Origin of the sequence: Sphingobium wenxiniae (assembly GCF_007830065.1) — a bacterium.
Taxonomy (GTDB): Bacteria; Pseudomonadota; Alphaproteobacteria; order Sphingomonadales; family Sphingomonadaceae; genus Sphingobium; species Sphingobium wenxiniae.
Genome location: NZ_VLKK01000011.1, coordinates 43,862 through 69,145, shown reverse-complemented (window position 1 = coordinate 69,145; position 25,284 = coordinate 43,862). Strand labels below are relative to the sequence as shown.

At 67.1% G+C, this 25,284-nt stretch carries 28 protein-coding genes; 3 read left to right on the top strand and 25 right to left on the bottom strand.

Going from position 1 to position 25,284, the window contains the following annotated elements; genetic code table 11:
• Nucleotides 1-4: 4 nt before the first annotated feature.
• From IQ35_RS14445 to IQ35_RS14340, 22 genes are all read right to left on the bottom strand, one after another.
• Entirely contained in the window at nt 5-229 is a 225-nt protein-coding gene (locus tag IQ35_RS14445; protein ID WP_145074337.1) for a DUF2274 domain-containing protein, read from the bottom strand.
• Complete coding sequence (locus IQ35_RS14440; RefSeq protein ID WP_145074336.1) at nt 226-1,437, bottom strand: TraB/TrbI/VirB10 family type IV secretion system protein; 1,212 nt, start codon at nt 1,435-1,437, stop codon at nt 226-228. Before IQ35_RS14440 ends, IQ35_RS14445 begins: the two co-directional genes overlap by 4 nt.
• Nucleotides 1,434-2,450, bottom strand: a complete 1,017-nt coding sequence (gene trbG / locus IQ35_RS14435; protein WP_145074333.1) for a P-type conjugative transfer protein TrbG — start codon at nt 2,448-2,450, stop codon at nt 1,434-1,436. Before trbG ends, IQ35_RS14440 begins: the two co-directional genes overlap by 4 nt.
• The gene (gene trbF / locus IQ35_RS14430; RefSeq protein WP_145074330.1) at nt 2,447-3,130 is read right to left on the bottom strand and encodes a conjugal transfer protein TrbF; all 684 of its coding nucleotides are present in this window, start codon (nt 3,128-3,130) and stop codon (nt 2,447-2,449) included. The genes trbG and trbF overlap by 4 nt, the downstream gene beginning before the upstream one ends.
• 3 nt (nt 3,131-3,133) lie before the next feature.
• Nucleotides 3,134-4,444: a P-type conjugative transfer protein TrbL gene (gene trbL / locus IQ35_RS14425; RefSeq protein ID WP_145074327.1), complete on the bottom strand. Its 1,311-nt coding sequence runs from the start codon at nt 4,442-4,444 to the stop codon at nt 3,134-3,136.
• 1 nt (nt 4,445) lies between these two features.
• A complete protein-coding gene (gene trbK-alt, locus IQ35_RS14420; RefSeq protein WP_145074324.1) occupies nt 4,446-4,748 on the bottom strand; it encodes a putative entry exclusion protein TrbK-alt in 303 nt (100 codons plus the stop codon).
• A 5-nt stretch (nt 4,749-4,753) separates the two neighbouring features.
• Complete coding sequence (gene trbJ / locus IQ35_RS14415; RefSeq protein ID WP_145074321.1) at nt 4,754-5,512, bottom strand: P-type conjugative transfer protein TrbJ; 759 nt, start codon at nt 5,510-5,512, stop codon at nt 4,754-4,756.
• Nucleotides 5,509-7,998, bottom strand: a complete 2,490-nt coding sequence (gene trbE / locus IQ35_RS14410; RefSeq protein WP_145074318.1) for a conjugal transfer protein TrbE — start codon at nt 7,996-7,998, stop codon at nt 5,509-5,511. Before trbE ends, trbJ begins: the two co-directional genes overlap by 4 nt.
• On the bottom strand, nt 7,995-8,264 hold the full coding sequence (locus IQ35_RS14405) for a VirB3 family type IV secretion system protein (protein WP_133494663.1): 270 nt from the start codon (nt 8,262-8,264) through the stop codon (nt 7,995-7,997). Before IQ35_RS14405 ends, trbE begins: the two co-directional genes overlap by 4 nt.
• Nucleotides 8,264-8,596 (bottom strand): TrbC/VirB2 family type IV secretion system protein, encoded by a 333-nt coding sequence (locus tag IQ35_RS14400; protein ID WP_047866824.1) that lies wholly within the window; start codon nt 8,594-8,596, stop codon nt 8,264-8,266. Before IQ35_RS14400 ends, IQ35_RS14405 begins: the two co-directional genes overlap by 1 nt.
• Nucleotides 8,593-9,579, bottom strand: coding sequence for a P-type conjugative transfer ATPase TrbB (gene trbB / locus IQ35_RS14395; protein WP_145074316.1), 987 nt, complete (start codon nt 9,577-9,579; stop codon nt 8,593-8,595). The genes IQ35_RS14400 and trbB overlap by 4 nt, the downstream gene beginning before the upstream one ends.
• Before the next feature lie 170 nt (nt 9,580-9,749).
• Nucleotides 9,750-10,175, bottom strand: coding sequence for a ribbon-helix-helix domain-containing protein (locus IQ35_RS14390; protein WP_145074313.1), 426 nt, complete (start codon nt 10,173-10,175; stop codon nt 9,750-9,752).
• 9 nt (nt 10,176-10,184) lie between these two features.
• Entirely contained in the window at nt 10,185-12,158 is a 1,974-nt protein-coding gene (locus IQ35_RS14385; RefSeq protein WP_145074310.1) for a conjugal transfer protein TraG, read from the bottom strand.
• Between the two features lie 15 nt (nt 12,159-12,173).
• Nucleotides 12,174-13,934 (bottom strand): relaxase/mobilization nuclease domain-containing protein, encoded by a 1,761-nt coding sequence (locus IQ35_RS14380; RefSeq protein WP_145074307.1) that lies wholly within the window; start codon nt 13,932-13,934, stop codon nt 12,174-12,176.
• A gap of 238 nt (nt 13,935-14,172) precedes the next feature.
• Entirely contained in the window at nt 14,173-14,901 is a 729-nt protein-coding gene (locus IQ35_RS14375) for a lytic transglycosylase domain-containing protein (protein ID WP_446539671.1), read from the bottom strand.
• Between the two features lie 187 nt (nt 14,902-15,088).
• Entirely contained in the window at nt 15,089-15,421 is a 333-nt protein-coding gene (locus tag IQ35_RS14370; RefSeq protein ID WP_145074301.1) for a DUF736 domain-containing protein, read from the bottom strand.
• Between the two features lie 36 nt (nt 15,422-15,457).
• A complete protein-coding gene (locus IQ35_RS14365) occupies nt 15,458-16,015 on the bottom strand; it encodes a S26 family signal peptidase (protein ID WP_145074298.1) in 558 nt (185 codons plus the stop codon).
• A complete protein-coding gene (locus IQ35_RS14360; RefSeq protein ID WP_145074295.1) occupies nt 16,012-16,518 on the bottom strand; it encodes a DUF2840 domain-containing protein in 507 nt (168 codons plus the stop codon). The genes IQ35_RS14365 and IQ35_RS14360 overlap by 4 nt, the downstream gene beginning before the upstream one ends.
• Nucleotides 16,515-16,781 (bottom strand): helix-turn-helix transcriptional regulator, encoded by a 267-nt coding sequence (locus IQ35_RS14355; RefSeq protein ID WP_015459426.1) that lies wholly within the window; start codon nt 16,779-16,781, stop codon nt 16,515-16,517. The genes IQ35_RS14360 and IQ35_RS14355 overlap by 4 nt, the downstream gene beginning before the upstream one ends.
• A gap of 129 nt (nt 16,782-16,910) precedes the next feature.
• Entirely contained in the window at nt 16,911-17,579 is a 669-nt protein-coding gene (locus IQ35_RS21560; RefSeq protein WP_242003360.1) for a DUF2285 domain-containing protein, read from the bottom strand.
• Nucleotides 17,473-17,694 carry a transcriptional regulator domain-containing protein gene (locus tag IQ35_RS21555; RefSeq protein WP_145074292.1) on the bottom strand — a complete coding sequence of 74 codons (222 nt, stop codon included), beginning with the start codon at nt 17,692-17,694 and terminating at the stop codon, nt 17,473-17,475. The genes IQ35_RS21560 and IQ35_RS21555 overlap by 107 nt, the downstream gene beginning before the upstream one ends.
• A 147-nt stretch (nt 17,695-17,841) precedes the next feature.
• On the bottom strand, nt 17,842-18,114 hold the full coding sequence (locus tag IQ35_RS14340) for a DNA -binding domain-containing protein (protein WP_145074289.1): 273 nt from the start codon (nt 18,112-18,114) through the stop codon (nt 17,842-17,844).
• 169 nt (nt 18,115-18,283) lie between these two features.
• Between IQ35_RS14340 and IQ35_RS14335 the strand changes: the two genes are divergently transcribed.
• Complete coding sequence (locus IQ35_RS14335; protein ID WP_145074286.1) at nt 18,284-18,511, top strand: helix-turn-helix domain-containing protein; 228 nt, start codon at nt 18,284-18,286, stop codon at nt 18,509-18,511.
• Between the two features lie 158 nt (nt 18,512-18,669).
• Here the strand turns inward: IQ35_RS14335 and IQ35_RS14330 are convergent, their stop codons facing one another.
• Nucleotides 18,670-19,512 carry a DUF932 domain-containing protein gene (locus IQ35_RS14330; protein ID WP_145074283.1) on the bottom strand — a complete coding sequence of 281 codons (843 nt, stop codon included), beginning with the start codon at nt 19,510-19,512 and terminating at the stop codon, nt 18,670-18,672.
• A 234-nt stretch (nt 19,513-19,746) separates the two neighbouring features.
• Between IQ35_RS14330 and IQ35_RS14325 the strand changes: the two genes are divergently transcribed.
• On the top strand, nt 19,747-20,271 hold the full coding sequence (locus IQ35_RS14325; protein ID WP_158636669.1) for a hypothetical protein: 525 nt from the start codon (nt 19,747-19,749) through the stop codon (nt 20,269-20,271).
• Between the two features lie 476 nt (nt 20,272-20,747).
• A complete protein-coding gene (locus tag IQ35_RS14315) occupies nt 20,748-22,097 on the top strand; it encodes an IS1380 family transposase (RefSeq protein WP_199739962.1) in 1,350 nt (449 codons plus the stop codon).
• Between the two features lie 254 nt (nt 22,098-22,351).
• On the opposite strand, the gene ltrA is transcribed toward IQ35_RS14315, so the two are convergent.
• Together ltrA and IQ35_RS14305 are read right to left on the bottom strand one after the other, a co-directional pair.
• Nucleotides 22,352-23,674: a group II intron reverse transcriptase/maturase gene (gene ltrA, locus IQ35_RS14310; protein ID WP_184204958.1), complete on the bottom strand. Its 1,323-nt coding sequence runs from the start codon at nt 23,672-23,674 to the stop codon at nt 22,352-22,354.
• 627 nt (nt 23,675-24,301) lie between these two features.
• A complete protein-coding gene (locus tag IQ35_RS14305; RefSeq protein ID WP_145074268.1) occupies nt 24,302-24,598 on the bottom strand; it encodes a DUF736 domain-containing protein in 297 nt (98 codons plus the stop codon).
• Between the last annotated feature and the right edge of the window lie 686 nt (nt 24,599-25,284).

The window sequence follows — 25,284 nt, the reverse complement described above, 5'->3', positions numbered from 1 at the left end:
GCGTTCAACTCTTCCCGCTACGCCGACCGCGCGCGAAGCCACGGTCGCTCGCCATGAACCGCGCAAGCATCGGCGCAACCAGTTTTTCCGGCGTCACGGCCTCGCCGCCGGTCTCTGCCGCCAATGCGGCGGCATAGGCAGCAAGATCGCGGTGGACGGCGGCGGGCAGTTCCAGGGTGAGCTTTACCGGCCGGTCATCGGCGAGCGGCCCCAGCTTCAACTTCGTCATCCTGTTGCTCCCATCGGCTCAAGCACCAGGTCGCGGGTCAGGACCACGCGCAGCGGATGGCCCGGCCGGACGGTGAGCGTCGGCGGCACATTGAGCTGCCGCCGAACGATCTGCTGACCGGTCTGGTTGATGGTGTCCTGCGAGCCGCGCCGCAGCGCGCGGGTCAGGTCGTCCTCGCTGTCCGCGCCCAGCTCGGCGCCCACGCCGAGGAGCGTCGAGACCGCAGCCGCCTTCAACAGATTGCCCCAATGCTGGTTCACGCGGTCCTGTAGCCCCGCGAAGCCAGCGCCGTCCGTGCCCGGCTGGCGCTCGAGAACGATCGAGCGGCCGTCCGGCATGATGAGCCGATCCCAGGCGAGCAGAACGCGGGTCTGCCCTGCGGCGATCTCACTGTCGTATTCGCCGATCAGGCGCGAGCCCTGCGGAATGAGCAGGATGCGCCCGGTCGGGCTGTCGTAGACATTGGCCGTCACCTGCGCGGTGATCTGGCCGGGCAGGTCGGAGCGGATGCCGGTGATGAGTGCGGCAGGGATGACGCTGCCCGCCTGGACGATGTTCGCCGAGGCCGGAGCTGTCAGCCGTTCGACGCTGACGGTGCGCTGGTTGGACGCTTGAGCCATGAAGGCGCGCCTGCCTGCTTGATTCCCTTGCGGTGCCGCGTCCGCCGGTGTCGCTGGTGCCGGGGCGGTCGGAGCTCGCATCGGCGGTTCGGCTGACGATGCCGCGCCCACGCTGCTGCCAAGAAAGACCGAGCTGGTGCGCGCAGCGTCGCGTTCCTGGGCGGCGCGCTGGCGGGCGGCTTCCTCGGCCTGCGCGCGCGGATCGGGCGGCCCGGCCCCCGCGCCGATCGGCGGAACCGGCACATTTTCGCCGCGCTGCTGCGCCGACACGATCGGACCGCCGAGATCGCCGGGAAGCGGCGGGCCGAGGCGCGGCGCCTGAGCATAGTCGCGCGGTCCCGACGTGATGGTCTCGGCTGTGGTCCGGCTGTCGGTGTTGTAGAGTTCCTGCGCCTGCCGCTCGCTGGGCGGTCGCAGCGCGTAGATCAGCGAGCCGCCGATGCCGAGGCCGGCGGCGACACCGACGACGGCGAGCGCCTTGCGCGACAGGCGCATGACGCGCGGAGGCGGCCCGCGTAGCTGAAAGACGTTGGGATTGGTCGGCGCCGTCGATGCGGCGGGTTCTGCGGTGACGGTAGGATCGCTCACGGCCGCCGCTCCCGTCCATCGGTGCGGACGATGCGGACACGCTGCGCGCTGCGCCGGTCGCCCAGCCGCAGTTCGGCGGCGGCGAACAGGCGGTCCACGACCATGTAGCGGCCCTGCACCCGGTAATTGACCAGCGCGGCTTCGCCCGATGCGCCACTTACGAACAGCGGCGGCATTTCGCCCTGCGAGACCCCGGCCGGAAACTCGATGAGCACCTGCCGTCCATCGTCGAACGCGCGCGCCGGTCGCCACGGCGCACGATCGCCGTCGATGCGATAGCGGAAATTAAGCGTGGACAGGTCGATGCCGCTCGCCACAGGCGCGGCGGCTGCGGCCGCCGCGTTGCGGCCCCGCAATGCGATCAATGCGTCGTGTGGATAGGTCCAGCTCACCGACGCCATGTAGGTCGAGGACGTGGCGCGCAGTTCCAGGTGATAGGTGCGCCGATCGGTGTTGATGACGAGATTGGTGGTGAGATCAGGCCGGGTTGGCTTGACGAGGATGTGGACGCGCGCCGTGGGACCGCTGCCGCTGATGGTGTCGCCGATGATCCAGCGCACGGTATCGCCGGCCGCGACCGGCCCTGGCCCTACGAGCTGCTCGCCTTCCTGTAAGGCGATGTCCGTCACCTGACCCGGCGCGGTATAGACCTGATAGAGCGCGCCGTCGGTCCACGGATATTGCTGGATGGCGTTGAGGAAGCCATCGCGCACCGGCTGGACGCGGGCGGCCGCGTTCGCCGCACCGACACGCTGGCGAGGATCGGTCGGCTCCGGTGTACGGTGTGTGTCAGGCGCGGGCATCAACTGGCCAGGCAGCGGCAGCGGCTCGGGGATCGCCACCACCTCGACAGCACGCGGCGGCTCCGGCGCGAGCGTCGCAGCGATCTCGGCCGGCGGATCGTCATAGGTGATGGCAGGCGGCCTCGCCGATGTGGTGGCGCATCCGGCGAGCGCGGTGGCGGAAACGAGCAGCGCCGTCGATGCGGCGCGGCGATACGGATTGGCGGTCATTGCGACAGCTCCTTCGACCAGTTGAGGGCATTGACGAAGACGCCGAGCGGATTCTTCCGCAGGGCGTCGGGTGTGCGCGGGGGCTGTACGACGACGGTGAGGATCGCGGACCAGCGCTCGGTCGCTGCCAGGCTGCCGTCCTGATAGCGGCGCTCGGTCCAGGCGACGCGGAAGCTGTCGGGCGAAGCCCGGATGACGCTCGACACGTCCACCGCGACCTGCACCCTTCCAACATTGGCGAACGGATCATTGGCGCGGGCATAGTCGTTGAGCGCCACCGCGCCGCGATCGGTGGTGAAGTCATAAGCGCGCAGCCAGTTCTGGCGGACGATCACGGGGTCGGCCGGGATCGAGCGAACCTGCTCGATGAAGCGCGCGAGGTGGAACGCGATCTGCGGATCGGTCGGGCGATAGCCGGCCTCGGCCGGGGCGACCGCCTGCGCTTCGCCGAGCCGATCGACCTGGACAACCCAGGGCACGATATGGCCGCGCGCCGATTGCCAAATGAGGCCACCGGTCAGACCGCCCGACAGCGCCAACGCGCCGAAGAAGGCGACGCGCCAGTTGTTCGCCTGCACGCGGGACGATCCAATCCGGTCATCCCAGGCTTGCGCGGCGCGCTGGTAAGGGGTCGTCGGTTCCGGCGTTTGGCCGTAGCGGAGGCTGGGGCGTTTGAACATGGATCAATCCTTCTGGCTGACATCGACCGACGCGCCGCCGCCGCCGCCGTCGCCCGAGCGCAGCGTATGGGCGGCGACTGTCGCGCCGTGGGTCATGGTTTGGCGGCGCTTCATGGCGGCGGCCCAAGATGGCGGACCGCTGGACGCCTCCGGCGACGGGCTGGGCGCACCGCCCGAGATGGCCCCGCCGGTGGCGGTAACGGCGGCGCGGCCGCCCGAGCGATAGCTATCCTTGAGGGAGGCGGCGGCCTTCCTGAGCGGCGAAAGCGCGGCGCCCACAGCGGCCCGCCCAACGCCGGCTGCGCCGCCCGCTGCGGCGGCTGCGTCGGACTTTCCGGCAGAACCGAGCGCATAGGCGCTGTTTGCCGCGCCGGAGGTGAACGCCGCGCCACGGGCCGCGCCGCCAACGCCACTGGCGACTGCGCCGGCACCGAGGCGAGCGGCGGCAGCGCCACCGACCAGCGCGCCACCGGCGGCGAGTGCGGTTCCGGCCGCGGCGCCAGCGCCAAGCGCGGGACCGCCGGAGACGATGCCGTTGGCGATCGACGGGCCGAAGATGCCAAGGCCGAGCAGACAGAGCGAGGCAAGCGCGACCGCCATCGCGTCCTCGATGGTCGGTTGCGCGCCGCCAAAGCCGGCGCGGAACTCGTCGAACAGGGTGGAGCCGATGCCGACGATGACGGCGAGTACCAGCACCTTGACGCCCGACGAGATGACCAGCCCCAGCACGCGCTCGGCCATGAAGGCGGTCTTGCCGAACAGGCCGAACGGGATGAGCACGAAGCCCGCGAGCGTCGCCAGCTTGAACTCGATCAGCGTGATGAAAAGCTGGATCGCCAGGATGAAGAAGGCGAGGATGACCAGCACCCAGGCGAACAGCAGGCACGCGATCTGGATGAAATTCTCGAAGAAGGCGATCCAACCCATCAGGTCGGAGATTGATTCGAGGATGGGCTGACCCGCCTCGAGGCCGACCTGAGCGACGCGGCCGGGCTGGAGCAACTCGGCGGCAGTGAAGCCGGTGCCGGACGCTTTCAGTCCCAAGCCGGCGAAGCTCTCGAAGACGATCCGCGCCAGGCTGTTCCAGTTGCCGATGATGTAAGCAAAGACGCCGACGAACAGGGTCTTCTTGATAAGCCGCGCAAGGATGTCGTCGCCTTCGCCCCACGTCCAGAACAGCGCGGCAAGCGTCACGTCGATGACGATCAGCGTCGTGGCGATGAACGCCACCTCTCCGCCGAGCAGACCGAATCCGCTGTCGATGTAGCGGGTGAAAACGTCCAGAAAACGATCGACGACGCCGGTGCCGCCCATGTCAGTTCTCCTGCGGGGTCGCCCCATCGGCGAGGCGGGCGGCGGGACGCGCACCAGGCGCGAGGAAGCGGCGGCGATTTTCCGCCCATGCGCGGAGGCAATCGGGATCGCTGGCACCGGAAGCCCCAAGTGACTGGCAACGGCGCAGCTCGATCAGCAGGGGGTCCGTCGCCGGGGTTTCGGCGACGGACGCCGGCGCCTCGCGCATCGGCTCGGGTGCGCGCGCCATTTCGATCGCGGTCATCGTGAGTGCGATGGGGACGAACACGATTGCACCGATCCGAGCGAGGAGCTTGCTGTCCACGGGCGTTAGTCGCGGAACATGCGGGCATTGCCCGGCTGATAGCCGGTGGATGGCGTCAGGAAGCGCCGACGCCGCTCACGCCCTTCCTCCTCCGCCGCCGTATGGCGAGCCGCATCCAGCGCCTGCGCGCGGCCCTGCGCCGCGACCAGGGCCGTGAGGTCGGCGATCTGCTGCGATTGCAGGGCGAGAAGCTGGTTCCCGGCCTGCGCGGCCTGAAGGGCGCCGGTCGCGGACTGGCTCGACGAAACGAGGCCGTTCATCGCCGTGCGCGCGCCGTCGATATTGCCGACGACTCCGGCCTGAACACGCAGCGCGTCCTCGAACGCGCCGACGCTATCCTCCCAGCGCGCATTGGCGTTGGCGACCATCTGCGCGTGGGTGCCGGTGAGCGCGACGCCCTTGTAGCGGCCGTTGAACGCCTGCTGGACGTTCTGCACGTCGTAGGCGATCCGCTGCGCCTCGCCGAGAAGCTGCTGGGTGCGCTGCACCTGCTGCTGGAGCTGCTGGAGCGAACTGAACGGCAGCGAGGCGAGATTGCGCGCCTCGTTGGTGAGGCTCGTCGCTGCTTGCTGGATTTGCTGAATCTGGTTGTTGATCTGCTGGAGCGACCGAGCCGCCGTCAGCACATTTTGGGCGTAGTTGGTCGGGTCATAGACGATCCCTCCGAGCTGGGCGTGGGCCGGCGTCGCGGCGGCGATGCCGATCATGCTCGACGTGGCGATCGCACCGGCGAGCATGGCGCGGCGCAGGATGGAGGTTTTCATGGGGTCGTGTCCTTCAAGGCAAGGGGGAGCTGGCCGGCATCTTCCCGGCCTCCGGCCAGCGGATCGGGTTGGGGTTCGGGAAGAAGCTCGACCGCCCAGGCGCAGCCGCGATGGCGCAGCCATTCGGCCGCGAAGGCGGATGCGCCATGCGCCTCCACCAACTCCGCGATCTGGCGCTGATCGGTCTTGGAAGATGCGGCGGCGAAGGCCAGCGCGACCTCGCCCAGCCCCAGCTCGAACAGGCGGTTGCCGCGCCGCGATTGACAATAATAGTCGCGCTTGGGCGTTGCCCGGCTGAGGATTTCGATCTGGCGAGCGTTGAGCCCGAACCGCTCGTAGATCACTGCGATCTGCGGTTCGACTGCGCGTTCGTTGGGCAGGAATATCCGCGTCGGGCAGCTCTCGACGATAGCGGGCGCGATGGTGCTGCCCTCGATTTGGGCGAGCGACTGCGTGGCGAAGATGACGCTCGCGTTCTTCTTGCGGAGCGTCACCAGCCATTCCGAAAGCTGCTTGGCGAACGCGGGCGATCCGAGCGCCAGCCAACCTTCGTCGATGATGATGAGCGTCGGGCTTCCGTCGAGCCGCCCCGCGATGCGGTAAAACAGGTAGGACAGGACGGCGGGCGCCGCACCGCTTTCCATCAAGCCTTCGGTCTCGAACACCTGAACGGTGGCCTCGCCAAGCCGCTCGGTTTCGGCATCAAGCAGCCGGCCCCATGCGCCGCCGACGCACCAGGGCGCGAGCGCCTGCTTGAGCTGTTGACTCTGGAGCAGGACGGCGAGGCCAGTCAGGGTCCGTTCCGCGATCGGCGCGGTGGCGAGCGATGTCAGCGCCGACCAGATATGCTCCTTGGCCTGTGGATCGACGGTCACATTCTCGGATGCGAGGATGGCCGCCAGCCATTCGGCGGCCCAGGCGCGTTCGGCCGGATCGTCGATATGGGCGAGCGGCTGGAGCTGCACGCCATCGCCGGACTCGTCGGCGAGCATCCCGCCGAGATCTTGCCAGTCACCGCCCATGCCGATCGCGGCGGCGCGGATGCTGCCGCCGAAGTCGAAGGCGAAGACCTGTGCATTCTCGTAGCGGCGGAACTGCATCGCCATGAGTGCGAGCAACACCGATTTGCCGGAGCCGGTCGGGCCGACGATCAGCGTGTGGCCGACATCGCCGACGTGAAGGGAAAACCGGAACGGGGTCGAGCCTTCGGTCTTGCCATACAGCAAGGGGGGAGCGCCGAAATGCTCGTCCCGTTCCGGCCCCGCCCATACCGCTGACAGGGGGATCAGGTGGGCGAGATTGAGGGTGGAAATCGGGGGCTGGCGGACGTTGGCGTAGGTGTGGCCGGGGAGACTCCCAAGCCACGCCTCGATCGCGTTCATGCCCTCTGGAATGACGGTGAGGTCGCGGCCCTGGATGATCTTCTCGACCAGCCGCAGCTTCTCGGCGGCAATGGCGGGATCGCGGTCCCACACCGTCACGCTGGCGGTGACATAGGCCATGCCGGCATAGTCGGCGCCCAGTTCCTGCAAGGCAGTGTCAGCGTCGGCCGCCTTGTTCGAGGCATCGCTGTCGAGCAACGTGCTCGCCTCGTTCGTCATCACCTCTTTCAAGATGGCGGCGACCGATTTGCGTTTGGCGAACCATTGCCGCCTGATCTTGGTCAGCAGCTTGGTCGCATCGGTCTTGTCGAGCATGATCGCGCGGGTGGACCAGCGATACTCGAAGGCGAGCCGGTTCAGTTCGTCGAGCAGGCCGGGGAATGTGACGCTCGGGAATCCCGTGATCGTCAGCGTCCGTAGATGATGGTCGCCCAGGCGCGGCTCAAGCCCGCCCGTCAGCGGCTCATCGGCCAGCAGCGCGTCGAGGTGCATCGGCGTCTCGGGGACGCGCACGCGCTGGCGGCGCGTCGAAATTGTCGAATGGAGGTAGGTCAGCGTCTCGCCGTCATCGAGCCAGCGGACCTCGGGCACGAAGCCTTCGACCAGGTTGAGAACGCGGTCGCTGCGGTCGGTGAAGCCCTTGAGCAGCTCCCACGGATCGACGCCGGTGGTGGAGCGACCCTCGTAGAGCCAACCTTCAGCCCGCGCGGCTTCCTCGGCGGGCGGCATCCACAGCAGCGTCAGATAATAGGCGCTCTCGAAATGCGCGCCTTCCTCGCGGAACTGTTCGCGCCGTTCCATATCGACCAGCGCCGACACGGGATCGGGAAAGTCATCCTCGGGATAGTCGAGCGCGGGCGTCCGCTGCGCTTCGACGAAGATCGCCCAGCCCGAACCGAGCCGGCGAAGTGAATTGTTGAGCCGCGATGTGGTCGCCACCAGTTCGGCCGGCGTCGCGCTGTCGAGATCGGGGCCGCGGAACCGGGCGGTGCGCTGGAACGAACCGTCCTTGTTGAGCACGACGCCTTCACCGACCAGCGCGGCCCAGGGCAGGAAGTCGGCGAGATGCGCCGCTTTGTTGCGGTATTCGCGAAGGCTCATCATGGCTGCATCCAGCTCGGGTAACGGAGGTGACGGCGGGCCACGTCCACGAATTGCGGGTCGCGGCGAGCGGCCCAGACGGACAGCGCATGGCCGATGGCCCAGATGACCAGCCCGGCGATCCAGAGGCGCAGGCCGAGGCCGATCGCGCCCGCCAGCGTCCCGTTGACGATGGCGAGCGAGCGCGGGGCACCGCCGAGCAGGATCGGCTCGGTCAACGCCCGGTGGACGGGGGCATAGAAGCCCGCGATCGGCTCGGCGCTCTCCATCAGACCAGCGCCCCGCCGCCGAAGCTGAAGAACGACAGGAAGAAGGAACTGGCCGCGAACGCGATCGACAGGCCGAACACGATCTGGATCAACCGGCGGAAGCCGCCGCTCGTATCGCCGAACGCCAGCGTCAGGCCGGTCACGATGATGATGATGACCGCGACGATTTTCGCCACCGGCCCCTCAATGGATTCGAGGATGCTTTGCAGCGGGGCTTCCCACGGCATCGACGAACCGCCTGCGTGGGCCGGAACGGAAATGCTCAGCGCGATAACGCTGGCGGTGGCGGTAAGCATGGCGCGGCGTGCGCCATGCCGAAGGGCATGGATCATGGCAGGTCTCCGGGTTGGGGGGTGGTCAGTGGCGTGAGGCGGTAGTCGCCGGTCGCGGCGTCGAGCCCTTCGACGCGGGCCAGCTCGGCGAGGCGGCGGCCGTGTCCGTCGCGGACCAGGACGGCGATGATGTCGATGGTCTCGGCCAGCAGCGCACGAGGGACCGTCACGACGGCCTCCTGAATGAGCTGCTCCATGCGGCGCAGCGCGCCGAGCGCGGTTCCGGCGTGGATAGTGCCGATCCCGCCGGGATGTCCGGTGCCCCAGGCTTTGAGGAGGTCGAGCGCCTCGGCGCCACGCACCTCGCCGATGGGGATGCGATCGGGGCGCAGCCGCAGCGAGGACCGGACGAGATCGGAGAGCGAAACGACGCCATCCTTGGTCCGCATGGCGACGAGGTTCGGCGCGGCGCATTGCAGTTCGCGCGTGTCTTCGATCAGGACGATGCGGTCGGTCGTCTTGGCGACTTCGGCCAAAAGCGCGTTGACGAGCGTGGTCTTGCCACTGCCGGTCCCGCCCGCCACGAGGATGTTGGCGCGGGCTTCGACACCCTGACGCAGCGCTATCGCCGCATCCGGTCGCATGATGCCCGCCGCCGCATAGTGATCAAGCGTGAAGACGGCGACAGCGGGCTTGCGGATGGCGAAGGCCGGCGCGGTGACGACGGGCGGCAGCAGCCCCTCGAACCGCTCTCCGCTATCGGGCAGCTCGGCCGAGACGCGCGGAGACCGGGCATGAACTTCGACGCCGACGTGATGCGCGACCAGGCGGACGATGCGCTCGCCATCGGCCGCCGCGAGCGACAAGCCCGTATCGCTGATCCCCTCGCCGAGCCGATCGAGCCACAGCCGGCCATCGGGATTCAGCATCACTTCGATGACGGTGGGATCGTCCAGCCACGCGGCGATCGACGATCCGAGCGCCGTGCGCAGCATCCGCGCGCCGCGTGACCTCGCCTCGGATTGGGTTGGCTGGACGGTCAAGACTTGGCCCCTGCAATGGACCGGGCGAACCGCCGCCCGGCGTCAGGAGCACATCAAGAGAGCCAGAAAATCAGCCGCTGCAACAGTTGGTTGGGGGCGTAGTAGAGGCGGCGGTATATACTTGCAGGGTGCGGATCAGCCGATTGTCAACACGTCGTGCATGGAGCCGATTATACCGAATCGGGCCGGTTGGTCGGCCATATATCTTCGGGGATTTCGTCGAGAAGGCTCTTGCCGCTGGCGTAGCGCCGACCAAGCGTTTCGATGAACCCTTCGTAGCGCTTGCGTCCCTTCACCTGCGCTGCGGCCTGATCCTCGTCGGGCAGCGGCGGCGTCACCGATAGCCAGAAGCGGACGAACAATGCCAACGCCTCGGTCGAGAGCCCGGTGTTCCGCTCCAACCGCTGCACTTGGCGCGACAGCCGGTCGAGCCGGCGAGCGAACGCCGCCTCCATACGATCGGCACCATCGGGCGACAGGTAGGACGCCACCGCTGCCTCCACGATCGCGGAGCGTGAGATTCGGCGTCGGATCGCCAGCTCGTCGACCTGCTTGGCGAGCGCTGGCGGAAAATAGACATTGAGCCGGACGCGCATGATCGCCGCCTACAGCTCGATACCGTCGCCGGGGTCGAGCGACGCTTGCCGCGCGAGCCCCTGCATCCGGCGCCGCAGGGCCGCCTGTCGCGCGGCATCGTCGGGTTCGTCGTCCACGATCGCAAACTCCTGCGCGGGCGGCGGTGAGGTCTCCGGCGCGATGGCGACATGCTCCGGCAGTTCGGGTTCGCGGCGCAATCCGCCGTTGGCCGCGTCCTCTGCCGAACGGACGATCCGCGCCACGGCGGCGGGGTCGGCGACGACGGCGCGGCCCGTCCAGTCATCGGGCCGCACCGGGCCGGCGTCCGGGGTGGGCGCGGGCATGATCCGCTCGGCGAACCGCGCGTCGCGGTAGTAACGCGCTTTCTTCGCCCGGATCGGATGGACGCCAGCCACCATGACGATCTCGTCATCAGGCGGGAGCTGCATCACCTCGCCTGGCGTGAGGAGCTGGCGGGCGGTCTCTGACCGCGACACCATCAGATGCCCGAGCCAGGGCGAAAGCCTGTGACCCGCATAGTTCTTCATCGCGCGCAGTTCGGTCGCGGTGCCGAGCGCGTCCGAGACGCGCTTGGCGGTGCGCTCGTCGTTGGTGGCGAAGCTCACGCGCACATGGCAATTGTCGAGGATCGCGTTGTTCGGGCCGTAAGCCTTCTCGATCTGGTTGAGCGATTGCGCGATCAGGAATGCCTTGAGACCATAGCCGGCCATGAAGGCCAGCGCGGACTCGAAGAAGTCGAGGCGACCGAGCGCCGGAAACTCGTCGAGCATCAAGAGCACGCGATGGCGATTGCCGTTCGGCGTCAGCTCCTCGGTCAGCCGGCGACCGATCTGATTGAGGATGAGGCGGATCAGCGGCTTGGTGCGCGATATGTCGCTGGGCGGCACGACCAGATAGAGCGTCGCCGGCCGATCGCCATCAACCAGATCCGATATGCGCCACTGGCAGGCGCGCGTGACCTCCGCCACGACCGGATCGCGGTAGAGGCCAAGGAACGACATGGCGGTGGAAAGCACGCCGGATCGCTCGTTGTCCGACTTGTTCAGCAACTCGCGCGCGGCCGAAGCGACGACCGGATGCACGCCGGCTTCGCCAAGGTGCGGCGTCGCCATCATCGCCGCCAACGTCTGCTCGATCGTGCGCGTCGGATCGGAAAGAAATCCCGCAACGCCGGCCAAAGTCTTGTCAGTCTCCGCATAGAGGACGTGGAGGATCGCGCCGACCAGCAGCGAGTGGGATGTCTTCTCCCAATGATTGCGACGCTCCAGCGAGCCCTCGGGATCGACAAGCACGTCGGCGACATTCTGCACGTCGCGCACTTCCCACTGACCGCGCCGCACCTCCAACAGCGGGTTATAGGCCGCCGACGCAGCGTTGGTCGGATCGAACAGCAGCACGCGGCCGTGCCGCGCCCGGAAGCCCGCGGTCAGCGTCCAGTTCTCGCCCTTGATGTCATGGACAATACAGCTTCCCGGCCAGGTCAGCAGCGACGGCACCACCAACCCGACGCCCTTGCCGCTCCGGGTCGGCGCGAAGCACAGCACATGCTCGGGGCCATCGTGGCGCAGATAGTCGCGTGCGAGCCTGCCGAGCACGACGCCGTTCGGCCCGAGCAGCCCGGCCGCGCGCACCTCCCGCTCGCTCGCCCAGCGCGCCGAACCGTAGGTCTCGGCGTTCTTCAGCTCGCGCGCACGCCACACCGACATGCCGATGGCGACGGCGATCGACACGAACCCGCCCGACGCGGCGATGAACGCGCCGGTCTTGAAGATGTCAGGCGCGTAGGCGTCGAAGCTGAACCACCACCAGAAGAAGGCCGGCGGCGGATAGATGCGCCAGTCGCCGAGCATAATCCACGGCGGCCCCAACTCGGGCTGGTAGGCGAGCGCGGCGGCGGTCCACTGCGTCGCGCCCCATATGCCGGCGAGCACGATCAGGAACACGATAATGACCTGGCCCCATAAAATCTTGGTCGCGGACATGGGTTCTCTCCTGAGTCAGATGCCGAGGCCGCGCTTGCGGCCAAGCGTCCAGTCGATGCCGCCGCCAGCGCGGACGACGCCGGACACCCGACGGCCGAGCTGCTGTTCGAGGGTGCTGGCCCAGGGGACGAGGCGGAAACCCAGGCCATCGTCGATCATGGCGAAGCGGCCGGACGCGAGCGCGAGGCGCTGGCGAACGACGCCGGCGATCTTCTCGCCGGACGCGGCGGGGCGATAGGCAAGCCCGGTCTCCCCCGCGATCTTCGCCCCAACCGCGTCCAGCTCGCGCTTGCGGAGCGTGTCGAGCATCCCGCGCTCGAACACCGTCCGCTCGCCGAAGCGGCGCGCCAGCCCTTCGTGGACAAGATGGTCGGTGCGCGCGTCCATCGCGCGGCGCACCTCGGCGCCGAACCCGCCGTCCGCAACGCTGGCGCCACGCTCGATCAGGCGATGGTCAAGCCAGGTCGCGCCGGGCGCTTTCACCTGCGCGGCAAGGTCTATGTCCGACCGCGTGGCGAGCACCAGCGTCGGCTTCTCCTGGCCGGGCCGGCCGACGCCGCGCAGCTCGACGATGCCGCCGAGCTTGGGGCTATGCTCCAGCGACTCGATGCCCGGCAGGCGAACATGGTGGGTGCGCCCGTCCGTGCCGTCGATCACGGCATAGGCGGTGCCGGTCAGCTCGTCGTGCAACCCCTTGTCGATCAGCCGGCCGGCGATCGGCTTCTCGGGCGCGCTGCCCACGACGGCGTAGCTGTCGAGCGGCCGGTCCTGCCCGCGGTCCTTGAGCGCCGCGCCGATCGTGCGGATGATGTCGCCGCGCGCGCCCAGCTCGCGCACCTTCGCCGCCGCACCTTCCGCGACCGCCCATTGGCCGGTATCCCCTTCGGCTGCGAGCCCCATCGTTTCGAGGTGCTGCAAGCGCCCGACCATCAGACGGCGGAGCCGCGGATCGTCCGGGCCGGAGCGCTCGGGGCGCAGGTCGATCACGCCCAGCTCGTCGGCGGAACGCTGGATCTCGGTATCGAGCCGGGTCCAGCGTTCCGCCGTCACCTCACGGTCGAGGGCGCGCTGCACCTCATGTTCGGGCTTCGGCCCAAGCTCGGCGAAGGCCAGGTCTTGCGCGCGCGAGCGGAGATTGTGGCTGATGTAGTCGCGGGAGATGACGAGATCGGCGCCCTGATCGGTAACGCCGCGCACGAGCAGATGGACGTGCGGATTGTCGGTGTTCCAGTGATCGACCGCGACCCAATCGAGCCGCGTCCCAAGGTCCGCCTCCATCTGGCACATGAGGTCGCGCGTGTATTCGCGCAGGTCGGTCAGCTCGGCGGCGTCCTCGGGCGACACGATGACCCGGAAATGATGCCGGTCATCCTTGCACCGCTCGGCGAAACCGCGATCGTCGGCGTTGTCGCCGGCCGCGTCGAACATTCGGGTAGGCGAGCCGTCGCGGGTGACGCCTTCGCGCTTCAAATAAGCGACGTGCGCGGACAGCGGCGCCGAGCGTCGGCCACCCCGGCTGCGGGTGGTCACGGGCAGCATCTTGACCATGACGCGCCGGCCCGAGCCGAACAGGCGACTGCGGGCGAAGGCGGTGCGTCCCCGCCCGAAGGTCGATTGCGCACCCCGGCGCGCGCCGCTGGCGCCGCCGCGCCGGCCCCCGCTGTGGATCGCGGCGACGCGCAGCACCTCGGCGACCAGGCCGCGGGCATTGCGGCCCTGCGCCTTGCTGCGCTTGGCCTTGCCCGGCCGGACGCGGAACTCGCTGTCCTCGCTCACGGGCGGGCCGCTTTCGGCCGAAAATGGCCTGTGGTGCCATTCGAGGCGTTGTTTTTGCTGGCTTTTCCCTTCCGTGCGGGACGCGCGCCGACCGACGCCCCCGCGTGAAGCCACGGAAAAGCCTCGGCTTTTCGGCTGAACGGGGCGCTGCTTATATCTTGCCCTCGCACTTCCCCCCTGTTTCCTGCCCTCCCGGTTCCCTTCTCGAATCCGGCGGCCGATGGGGAGCGAGCTCCGATCATTGCGGTCGGCCCGCGCGGGCGCGGGGGACGAACAACGTATCCGCCTGCGTATCCGGTGACGAAGGAGCCGCGCTCTCCTGCGCTTCGGTAGAGCGCGCCGCGACCAATCCCGGCGCATCGGATGTGTCGTCCGATTGCGCGGCCGGCGACGCGGACCCGCTGCCGGTAATGCGGACGAATAGCGCCGCTCGACGCCACGCGAAGCGGTCCGGCGGCGCACTCACCGCTGTTTCGACCGCCTCCGTTGCGCCGGCTACCGCTGTAAGCTGGGCGAGGTAGCCGACCGTCTCGGCGGGCAGCGGACGGCCGCGCGACACATAGTCGTCGTAGCGCCCCGGTCCCGCATTATAGGCCGCCAGCATCGCGCTCGCGTTGCCGTAGCGGTCGTGCATCTCGCGCAGATAAGCCGCGCCCGCCATGATGTTGTCGCGCACGTCGAACGGGTCCGGGCCGAGACCGTAACGGGCGCGCAGCCCCGCCCAGGTCGCGGGCATGATCTGCATCAGTCCCATCGCGCCAGCCCGCGAAACGGCGCGCGAATTGCCCCGGCTTTCGACGCGCATGACCGTCCATATCCACGCTTCGGGAATCCCGAACCGGCGCGCGGCGTCGGCGACATGACCGGCGTAGGGATGTGCCGCGGCCGGGACGGCAACGGGCGCTTCTTGCGCCCAAGCAGCTCCCGGCGCAGCGCCACCGGACAGCAGGACGGCGGCAATGAAGATGGCCGATCCGACTCCGCTTCGCCGCCAGCCTGCCAGCGTGCTCGCTGCGGTAAAGGGTTCGCGCGAAGCGCCGGCCTTCGGCCGCCCTTGACCTTCGCTGCGCGCGCCGGCCGGCCTTGGGCCGAGCGGGACGAAGGGATGAGACGGCCTTCCCGCGAACAACGGGATGATGGGGAAGCGCACCGCGTCAGTCCTGCTCGCGTGATTTCGGCTGACGGTTCCAGCGCAGAGACCAGGCCGATTTGTCGCCCGTGTTCTGGAACAGCGCGGCGCGGATCGGCTGCGCGAACGCGGGGTCGTCGATGCGCAGCGAGACGTAATCCCCGGCGCGCTCGCCGGTCTCGTTCCAGCCCGCGCCGATCTCCGGGCCTTCGCCGTCGCCGCGGTGAACGCGCCAGTCCGGCGCCTTTTCGGCGTCGGTCGGGTCGGCGGGAACGATCGAGATGCGGATGTCGAGGGTCGCCGTCTCGATGATGCCTTCATAGCCGTTGGCGGTGCGGAAGAAGCTGCCGATCTGCATGGAAATGTCCTTTCGTTTGGCGGGGTGGATGCGGAGTCAGGGCCGGGCGGCACGCCACGTCAGCGGCGCTTCGGGCGCGTCGCGGGTGAGGATCGGGATCGCGCGGCCGAGCACGGTCGAGGCCGGCAGCGGCCCGAAATAGCGCCCGTCCAGACTGTCGGGATGATCGGGATTGAGCAGCAGCAGCTCGCCTGCCGCGAGCGTGCGGCAACCTTGCCACGCGGGCAGCGGACGGCCGATCCGATCACGGACCAGGGCGATGGCAACCACCCGTCCATCAACGCTGACCGTCACGCCCATCCGGCAAACGCGCTGCCCCGTCTTGGCGGTGACATGCTTCAACAGCAGCACGCCGCGGCCGAGATAGCCGCGCCCGGCCATCCAGCGCCCAAGCCGCTCGGGCGGCGCGACGGCGACAAGCGCGCCAACGGGCGGATCGCTGTCGGGCCGTATGCGATAGAGGCCGAGCGGTGCGCTCGCGCTGGCGTTCCAGATGACGCGCGGGAGCGGATCGGTGAGCGCGATCGCAGCGAACGATAGGACGAACGCTGACGCGGCGAAGGCTGTCGCGCGGAGATAGAGGCGGTGCGTCATCCCTCGATCTCCCGGCGCTTGAGCCAGGCGCGGTGACGCTCCAGCGTGTAGGGGCGTGGGGCTTGTCCGGCGGCGATGCGGTTATGGACGTGCCGCCAATGGTCGGGCGCGGCGTCACATGGATCGACGCCGGCCGCCTCCGCCGCGTCGATCGCTGTGAGCACTTGGCTGACCTTGGGCCAGCCCTCGATCTTGAGCAGGATTTCGCCGCCCGGCCGCACGAACGGCAGCGTCGTGAACGGCTCGCCCGCGCCAACCGCGCGCACGATGTCGATGCGCGAACTGACCGTGCCGTAGTCGTTCGCGGCCCAGCGGACGAAGGCGAAGATGGCGCCGGGCCGGAAGCGAACGATGCGGCGGCGGCGATCGACGATCTCGTCGGCGGCGACGCGGCCGAACCTGATCCAGTGCTCGATCCGCTTCTCGATCCAGGTCAGTTCAACGCGAGTCATCCCGTCGTCGGACGGCTGGCGGTGACGCATGGGTGACGGCGGGACGGTCATCGCCGGCTCCGGGCGATGGCCGAATCCGCGCGCGGCATGAGGTCGTCCTGACCTGGATCGGAGGTCGAGTGCTTGATGCCGATGTCGGCCCAGGCCCGCAGGTCATCGACCGAATAGACGACGCGACCGCCGATCCGGCGGTAGGCGGGGCCGGTGCCGAAATAGCGGTGCTTCTCCAGCGTGCGGCCGGAGAGGCCGAGAAAGCGGGCGGCTTCCGGCGTACGCAGGAAGCGGGGCGGCAAGTTGGTGGGCGTATCGGACAAGTGACGGCTCCTGCGGACGGTGGCGGCAGGAGGCGTAATTGTCAGAATGGAAGCGGCCGGGTGGGGTATGAAGATGTGCGGCTGCGCGGATGTGACCACCCCCCGCGACTGCGTGCCAGGGTGGGCGTTTCAGCGGATGCGGAGCAGCTTGCGGTAATCGCCTTTCATAATGGCGATGCCATCACGGACCAGCCGAACCACAAACGACCGGGACGCTGACATTTTCCAGTCGCTCGCGGAGAGCTTGGCCGCGTCCTCGCGCCCCAGCTCGACCGCGATCTGGCGATAGGTTGCACCGCCATCGCGCAAATCAAGGGCGCGGAGGATAAGGTTTAGGCGGGCCAAGCGATAGGGTGTGAGTGGCCAACCGCGCGGCAACGGTCCGGCCTCGCGGCCGAGCAGCCGGCGATGGAAGCGCAACAGGGCGGCGATGCGGGTGACGAAGTCGCGGTCGAGCGGGATGATGGCGGCGAGCGGTCGGCCTGGGGTCGGATCACGCAGCCATAACCGATGCTCGCCGCCTGCGTCGGCGACGATGACGTGGCGCCCGTCGATCCCCGCCAGGTCCGCGAGCAGCGCACCGAGCGAGTGCGGATCGACCGGCTGAGCGCTCGCAAATCCGTCCGGCGCAGCGTCGAGAATGACCGTGACGGCGGTCAGTTCCGGCCGCCAAACGACGGGCTCCGTCAGGTCATCGGGCGCCGTGGCGAAAGGACAACCCCCAGCGCCGCGCGAACGCCGACTCGGCGGCGTTCTTGGCGACGGCGCCGTCCGCGATGCGCTGCCGCATCTGTGCATGTTCGGCGCGATAGGTGCGATTTCGCCGTAGAAACTCGGCGGCTATGTCGGCGCGCCCGATCGCGTTGGACAGACCGCCGTCGCGTCGCTGGCGCCGGCGCTGTGGCGTCGGCATTGCATCCTCCCAACCGCGCTTCGCGCGGATTTCAGGAAGTGCAGCGTCGCCTGTCGAGTATCGCGCGAATAGCGCGGAGACTGCGCTCAACCATGCCGCGAAAGCCGTGCCGGAGCCGAGCGAATGGGACCGAATTGGAGTTAAATCTTAACGTCTTGCCGGCCTCTGGCAGCCGAGCAGATGGGCATAGCCAACCTCGGTCATCCATCGTGCTCGCGCAAGATGACTGTCGTGCATTGTCTTCGCCCTGTGCGGTTCGGCGGCAGCGTCGATGCCGAGAATACAGGCGGCGACCTCGCGCCAGTCTGCGCCTTCGTCGTCGGCGTCGAGCAAGCGCAAATAATCGCCGAGATGGCCTTCATCGTAGGCGGTGAGCTGGGATACGTCCGGCGCGCGATCCGCGAATGGGCTGGTGCTCATGGCGCCCTCGTCATGTCTTCCGTTAACCAACTTAGCCCAAATACAGAGGCCAGCTACGCGCAAGTCTCGCATCGTTCGTTGCACCTGTTGCAGCGATAAGCGGCGTGAGACTGGCGATACACCTTATAGGAGATAAACCGCATAGTGTGTATCGTCCAGTTTGCCGCGCATGGACATGCGCCGCCTCGTGGGATTGAACTTTGCCCGGCTGAGGAAGGAAAAGGGCTTTACCCAGGAGCGCTTTGCCGAAACATCAGGATTCACGCAGCAATATGTGAGTGATTTGGAGCGAGGCCGCCGTAATCCTACAGTCGTGACCTTGTTTCATTTGGCTTCCGCACTTGGCGTCACGCCGGTTGATCTTCTTGCTGAAGCCGATCAGGCCGAGACTGACTAACCAACTCCCTTTCTCGCGAGCCGGGCGCCAGCCCGGCGAGCGCGCCGTTGCGGCCGCGCGAACCATCGGGACGCGCGGCCGCCGACGATGCAAGCGGGTGGCTCGCGTGAATGCGCAGAACCGTAGAGCCGGAAAACCGGCCCTACGGCTTCGGACGGTCAGGCTGCTTTCAGTCGCTGCATCCCCTCGGCCAGCGTCCACAGCGCGCGATTAAGCGTCACATTCTGGTCGATGCCGTTGATGGCGCGGGTCTGACTGCGACGGATGCGGCCCTCGGCGTTGCGCTTGCGGCCCTGCAACCCACCCCGAATGACATTCTCCTGAATGACGTTGAACGTGGTCCAGAGGCTATCGCCCCTATCTTCGCGGCGGCGCGGCTCGATGATTTGCTCGGGGCGCAGCGGGCTTTCGTCGTCGCCGTAGCGGGCAACCAAGCTGACCTCGGCTAGCAAGCGGCGCTCGTCGTCGGAAAGCCGAACCTCCTTCATCGACTCGCTGGCGTCGATCAGCCGGGGAAAGTCCTCGGCGACGGTGTAAACACCCTCGATAATGTCGTGCTCGATATTCCCCTTGTGCGGCACACGGACTTCCTCGAACCGCTCGCCTGCGATCATGCTGTTGGTGCAGACGAACCGGAGCATCCCGGCGAACATCTGATAGGCGCTGGTCCCGTCATGGCTGTTCACGATGATGACCTCGGCGGCCTCGGGCTTACCGATTCCCTCGTCACGACGAAGGCGCAACATGTGTTTCGCGTGGCCGTGGCGCGAGCCGTCGCGCGGAACCGACTGGACGGCGAAGAATGGGAACCATCCTTCCCGGCGCAATCCCTCCACGATGTCGATGGTCGGGACATAGACATACCGTTCCGAACGGCTGTCGTGCGCCTCGCGGGCGAAGATGGACGGGACGTGGCGATAGAGTGCCTCGTTGTCGAGCGGCTCCCGACCGCTGATTTGATGGGCGTTCCGGCCGAACCGGGTGGCAAGTTGATGATACATGGCTGAACTCCTTGGGCTTGGGTTTCCGCGCAGCGGAGCGCCGCGCTGAAACCCTGCCCGTCGGCGAGACCGGGGGTGCAACCGGAGCGGGCGGCTTCGCGGGGAACCGGCTGCACGGAACGCGGAGCGTGGAGGAAGCTGGGCGGAAGCCGCTCCGAAGGGCGCTGGGGGCAGCGCCCCAAGCACCTCAGCAAAAAATCACTGCCGAGCACGACAGCCAGCCGCGAGGAGAACTTGAACCGCGAAATGGTTAAGGTGCGGAAGCGCTGGAAAGGGGCGCAGAAAATATTCCGAATATATTCCCGATATAAACTTCGTATATCGCGCCAGACATGCTCCAATACTTGCAAAATGCCTTCCACGAACCGACTTGATGCGCTTTTTCTGTGCCAAAATGCGCGAGAATTTTATCGTCTGCCGGTCAGTGCCACGTTAGGCCACGATCAAAGCCTCTACTTCCTGGCCATCAGCATCGAGTTGTCGTTGAAAGCCTACCTCCGGCACACCGGAATGACTGACGACGAGACCCGTCAATTAGTGCGACATGACCTGTCCAAAGGATTTCGGTTTGCCGTCGAACGCGGTTTTGATCCTCCAGAGCTGATTGAGACCGAGATGATCGAGGTCATCAGCCGCAGGTATGCGTGCGGAGGATTCCGGCGTCCGCCGACTTGCGTCTGGCGTTGCGCATTTGTGAAAGCAGCAACGGCCTTCGCGGTGGACCTGAACATGAGAGTAGCCCTGTGCTTGGCAGGCTAATACATCGCTCGGCGCGGAGGCTTTTGCCGCTCTGGCTGACTTGGCGTATCACCAATTGGCGCTCGTGGGGGCGTGAGTGGCCCCAGACCGACTTCGATTGGTATAACTACGCCTTGGCAGGCGTGCCGCGACTTCGGCGCGAAATCACCCTGAGGCATTGGGCGGGAGATGAGGACGCCGAGATCGCACGGCGTTTCGGCCTCAGCCAAAATGAAGTCATGTGGCACTACGTTATGACCAGCGGGCATATCGAAGCTGTCTTTGAGGCAAAGAAACGGCGGGAGGAAGATCGAAAGTATCTAGCTTTCGTCCATCAGGATTATCCGGCAGGCCGGGCGCGAATGCCTAGCCGCTTTTATTCACTGAGGCGGGTGAGCGGGTTGGCGGGAGTGGTGTAAGTCCCTGATCTGCATTAGAAACTGGGTGTCTACGCCGGCCCTGTTGCAGGGCAAAAAATGCCACAGGCCACACCCGCCATGAACGACGATATCGCAAGCCCTTTCGGATTCCCAGCTGTGATCGGCAAGAAGGTCACAGCCGCGTTCGACGGTGGCCGACTGACCTCGGACGGCGGCGTGTTGCTGCTGGCGCAGGCCGAGCGTGCGATGGGGATTTGCCGTCGGCTTGCGGGCTGCATCGCCGATCCGCGTGACCCCGGCCGAGTGGTCCATCGCCTCGATGACATCCTGCGGGCCCGGGTGTTCGCGATCGCCTGTGGCTACGAGGATGCCGATGATCTCGATGCTCTGCGCGACGATCCAGGCTTCCGCCTGGCGCTCGGCAAGCTGCCGGAATCGGGCGCGGGGCTGGCCAGCCAACCGACGATGAGCCGGTGGGAGAACGCCCCGACCACGCGCGAACTGGCCCGGAGGATGGCACAGATGATCGGTGTCTACTGCGCCAGCTATCCGGCCCCACCGACGGCGGTGACGCTGGACATCGATGATACCTGCGATGTCGTTCACGGCTATCAGCAACTCTCGTTCTGGAACGGACATCACGGTGAGCGCTGCTTCCTGCCAATCCACGTCTACGACACCGCCACCGGCCGCCCGGTGGCGATGCTGCTGCGCACCGGCAAGACGCCGTCGGGCACCGAAGCGGCGGGCCATATCCGGCGCCTGGTGCGCCACATCCGCCGGTACTGGCCCGACACCGGCATCACCATCCGGGGCGACGGGCACTATGGCCGTCCCGAGGTCATGGCGTTCTGCGAGGCGGCCGGGATCGACTTCGTGTTCGGCTTGCCGACCAACGCCGCGCTGCGCGCCGAACCGGCCATCGTTGCCGCCGCCGATGCCTGCGCGGTGAGGCGGGCCGAACGCCAGGCGCCGGTGCTGCGCAGCTATGCCGAGGCCCGCTACGGCGCGAAGAGCTGGAACCGCCAGCGCCGCGTCGTCGCCCGGATCGAGGCCAGCACGCTGGGCATGGACATCCGCTATGTCGTCACCTCGTTGGCAACAGGATCGGCCGAGCACATCTACGACACGCTCTACTGCGCGCGTGGTCAGGCCGAGAACCTGATCAAGCGCCACAAGTCCCAGCTCGCCAGCGACCGAACCTCGTGCCGCTCGGCCAACGCCAACCAGATGCGCCTCATTCTGCACACCGCCGCCTACTGGCTGATGTGGCGCGTCCAGCAGGCGATCCCCAGAACCCTCGCGCTAGCCACGGCCGAGTTCGTGACGCTGCGCCTACGGCTGCTCAAAGTCGCCGCCCGCGTCATCGAGAGCGCCTCGCGCATCCGTGTCGCGTTCGCGTCAGCCTGCCCTGATGCCAACATATTCAGAGCCCTCGCCACCGGCCTCCGGCCAGCACCAACATAGCCAGCGCGGCCGTGCCGCCGAACGCCAAAGCCCCGTCCATCAACCTTGAAAAGCCCATCGATCCTGTCGCGGTGAAAAACGCCGCCGGAGGCGCTCGCCCTGATTACCTGGGCACCGAAAGAGAGCGACCGGATCAACCCGGAGCAGCCTCGTCAGTAGAGTCGAGGACGGGCGCGGTGGCGTGAGCCCCGTTTCCCGTCCCCGCTCATCAAACCGGACGTGCCGATTTCCGGCATCCGGCTTTCCGACTGGCTTCACCGCACAGCTTTCGATGGTGGCCCAATGTGCAAGCGTCTCAGGTGCATGACGCCACCCTCTCCGTAGACATAGTCCCGAGAGAAGCGGCGCGTGCCGCGCCCGGGCTCATTGTGCCGGCGCGCAAGGAAGTGCCGAACGCAGTCGTAGACGTGGTTATCGACCGCCCGATACGCCTGTAGACGGGTGCCATAGCCGAAGTAGGCCGACCAGCCGCGCAACAAGCGGTTGAGCCGGTCTCTCACATCAGGCCATGTCCCCATCTCACCGGGCACGAGCAGATCGCTCACTTTGTTCTTGAGCCGTTGGACACTCTTTCGGGATGGGCTTGCGCCCAGATACCAGTGACCGTCCTTGCGAAAATGCTCGGGGCCAAAGGTATATCCAAGGAAGTCGAAGTGCTCCTGACGGGCATTCCTCACCGAGGTCTTCGCCTCGTTGAGCGTCAGCCCGAGCTTCGTCATCACCGTCCGCGTCCACGCCAGAGCCTCTTCCGCGTAGCCGCGGCTGAGGATGACGAAGTCGTCGGCATAGGAGATGACATGGGCACGGAACGCCTCGCCGCGTCTGGTGAGCCGCCAATGCTTCAGGAACCGGTTCATGTAGATGACCGAGAGCAACGGGCTTGCAACGCCGCCTTGCGGCGTGCCCTGCGTTGCCTTGCGACCACCATGCATGCGCCGCTTCCCGTTGCCATCCCGCTCTTCGACCGGCGCCTTGAGCCACATCTTGATCAGATGCAGCACATGCCGGTCGACGACCCTGCGGGCCACAGACCTCAGGAGGTCCGAATGCGGGATGCTGTCGAAATAGCCCGACAAATCGGCGTCTACCACGTCGGTGTAGCCCCGGCAGATGAGCCGGTGCACCTCCTTGACCGCCCGACCACCGCCCCGGTTGGGGCGATAGCCATAGGCGCTATCCTCGAAATCCGCCTCGAAGATCGGCTCAAGCACCAACTTGGCGGCGGTTTGGACAACTCGGTCCCGAATCGTCGGAATACCGAGCGGCCTTTCCCCGCCCCCAGGCTTTGGCAGCATGACCCGACGTACAGGTTGTGGCCGATACGTCTTCGAGACGAGTTCCTCACGCAGTCCCGCTAGCCACTCCACCACACCCGCCGCCTCGATCCGCGCGAAGGTCACACCGTCCACACCCGGTGACCCCGCATTCGCGCGGGCCAACCGATAGGCGTGGTAGAGAATGTCCTCGCGGCAGATCTTGTCGTAGAGCAGATAGAAGCGGAAGGCAGGCTCCGCCTTCGCTTTACGATACAGCTTCCTCTGAAGAGTCCGGATCTTATCAGGCGTTTGCAGGCTCATCGCCAATCACCATCACCTCATCATCGTCAAAAGCACACCAGAAGTCAGGGCCCTTCCCTCCACCGGCATTACCCGGCATCGACAGTACTACGACCCTGTCCGACTCCCGCTCCGGACCATCGTGCCGAGCACGATGTCGAGGCCGCTACCCTCGCCCGCAACGGGTCTCCCCCGATTACCCGCATCACCCTTCCGGCGTGCCGTGCCCATTACCCCGGCGGATCGAGCGGGTGCGCGTGTCGATTGCTTCCCCACTCATGCTGCCTTCCCCGTTATTCAGGCGGGTCGGCATCCGCATCATCACTTTCGAGGCCTGCTCAGGCTTCACACTCGTTACGGCCCACCGGATCGCTCAACCGCCCAAGGCGGCCTTTGTCACGAGGCTTCGGCCCGGCCGGTTACCCGGCAAAGCCGCTCGTCAGCTACCAGATCTATCGACAATTATCTGGGTGGAACCTTCCTCCACTGGTGTTACGCGCCGTCGGGGCGCACTGAATAGACCGGGCTAGAACAGCGAGGCAAATGAGGCTGCGCAATTTGTTGGGACGCGCAGTGCGTTAATCTAAGCCCGGATCGTCGGGATAGACGCGAAACGCCCCGCTCGATGGAGCGGGGCGTCGTCGCCGGTCAGCGGGACCAGATCAGCGCGTATTCGCCGGCGGTTTCGGTTTCGACCAGGCTCGCGTAGATCGGTGCCGGGAAGGTCGGATCGTCGAGCTTGACCGAGAGGTAGTCCCGGTTCTCGCGGCTCGTTTTCTTCCAGGCGGCGCCGAATTCGACGGTGCCGGCGGTGACGCGGAAGTTGGGAGCCTTGTCGCCCTCCAGCTCGATCGGCTTGAAGCTGACCTTGGCGCTGAGGGTGAGCGTCTTGATCGTGCCGTTAAAGCCGTCGCCGCTCTTGGTGAAGGTGCCGATGATCGCCATGTGAAACTCCTGTCTTGCTTCGGAGCCGCGCCCATCGCGGCCTCGATGGCGTTCGGCAGTCCGGGGTGATCGACCGCGCATCCGACAGGACCGCAGCGTCAGCGGAGGACGGCGCGGGGCGACTTTTTTGCTTCGCGGTGCAAAGCCGAAGGCGGCGGAAAAAAGTCGCCCCGCGCCGTTGCGCAGAGGGCGAGAAAGGCGAAGCCGTCCTCGGACAGTCAGCCATTTGAGAGGCCGCGGGCTGCGGTGCCGGTCGGGCGAGACGGGCACGGCGTTCAATCCGCACTCGTCCAAACCAAGCGGCGGAACGGGTGGTGCGTTCAAGATGCTCGCCCTTAGCGCGGAGGCAACCCGAAGAGCGGGCGACCAGCCGACTCACGCATCATCGCATTTTCCGGCGCTCGGCCTGCCTTGCGCATGAAAGAGCCGCCAACAGGGGTTAGCCCGGCAAGCGCCCAACCTTCTGGCTTGCGGTGTCGGCTAGTCGGGGCCGACGCGCAGCAGTCGCCTATCAGATCACTCCGGCGACGACGCCGCGCTCCACCGAGCGGGGCGTCGTGCGGCCCGGCCAAGATCCCGCTCTACGTCGATCGGAGTTGCAAATGCGGCCGCGCCTCATCGGGCGCGGCCGCGATTTTTGACACTCGGCAGAAAGGAAGGCCGGGACCGCTCACGCGGCCCCGGCC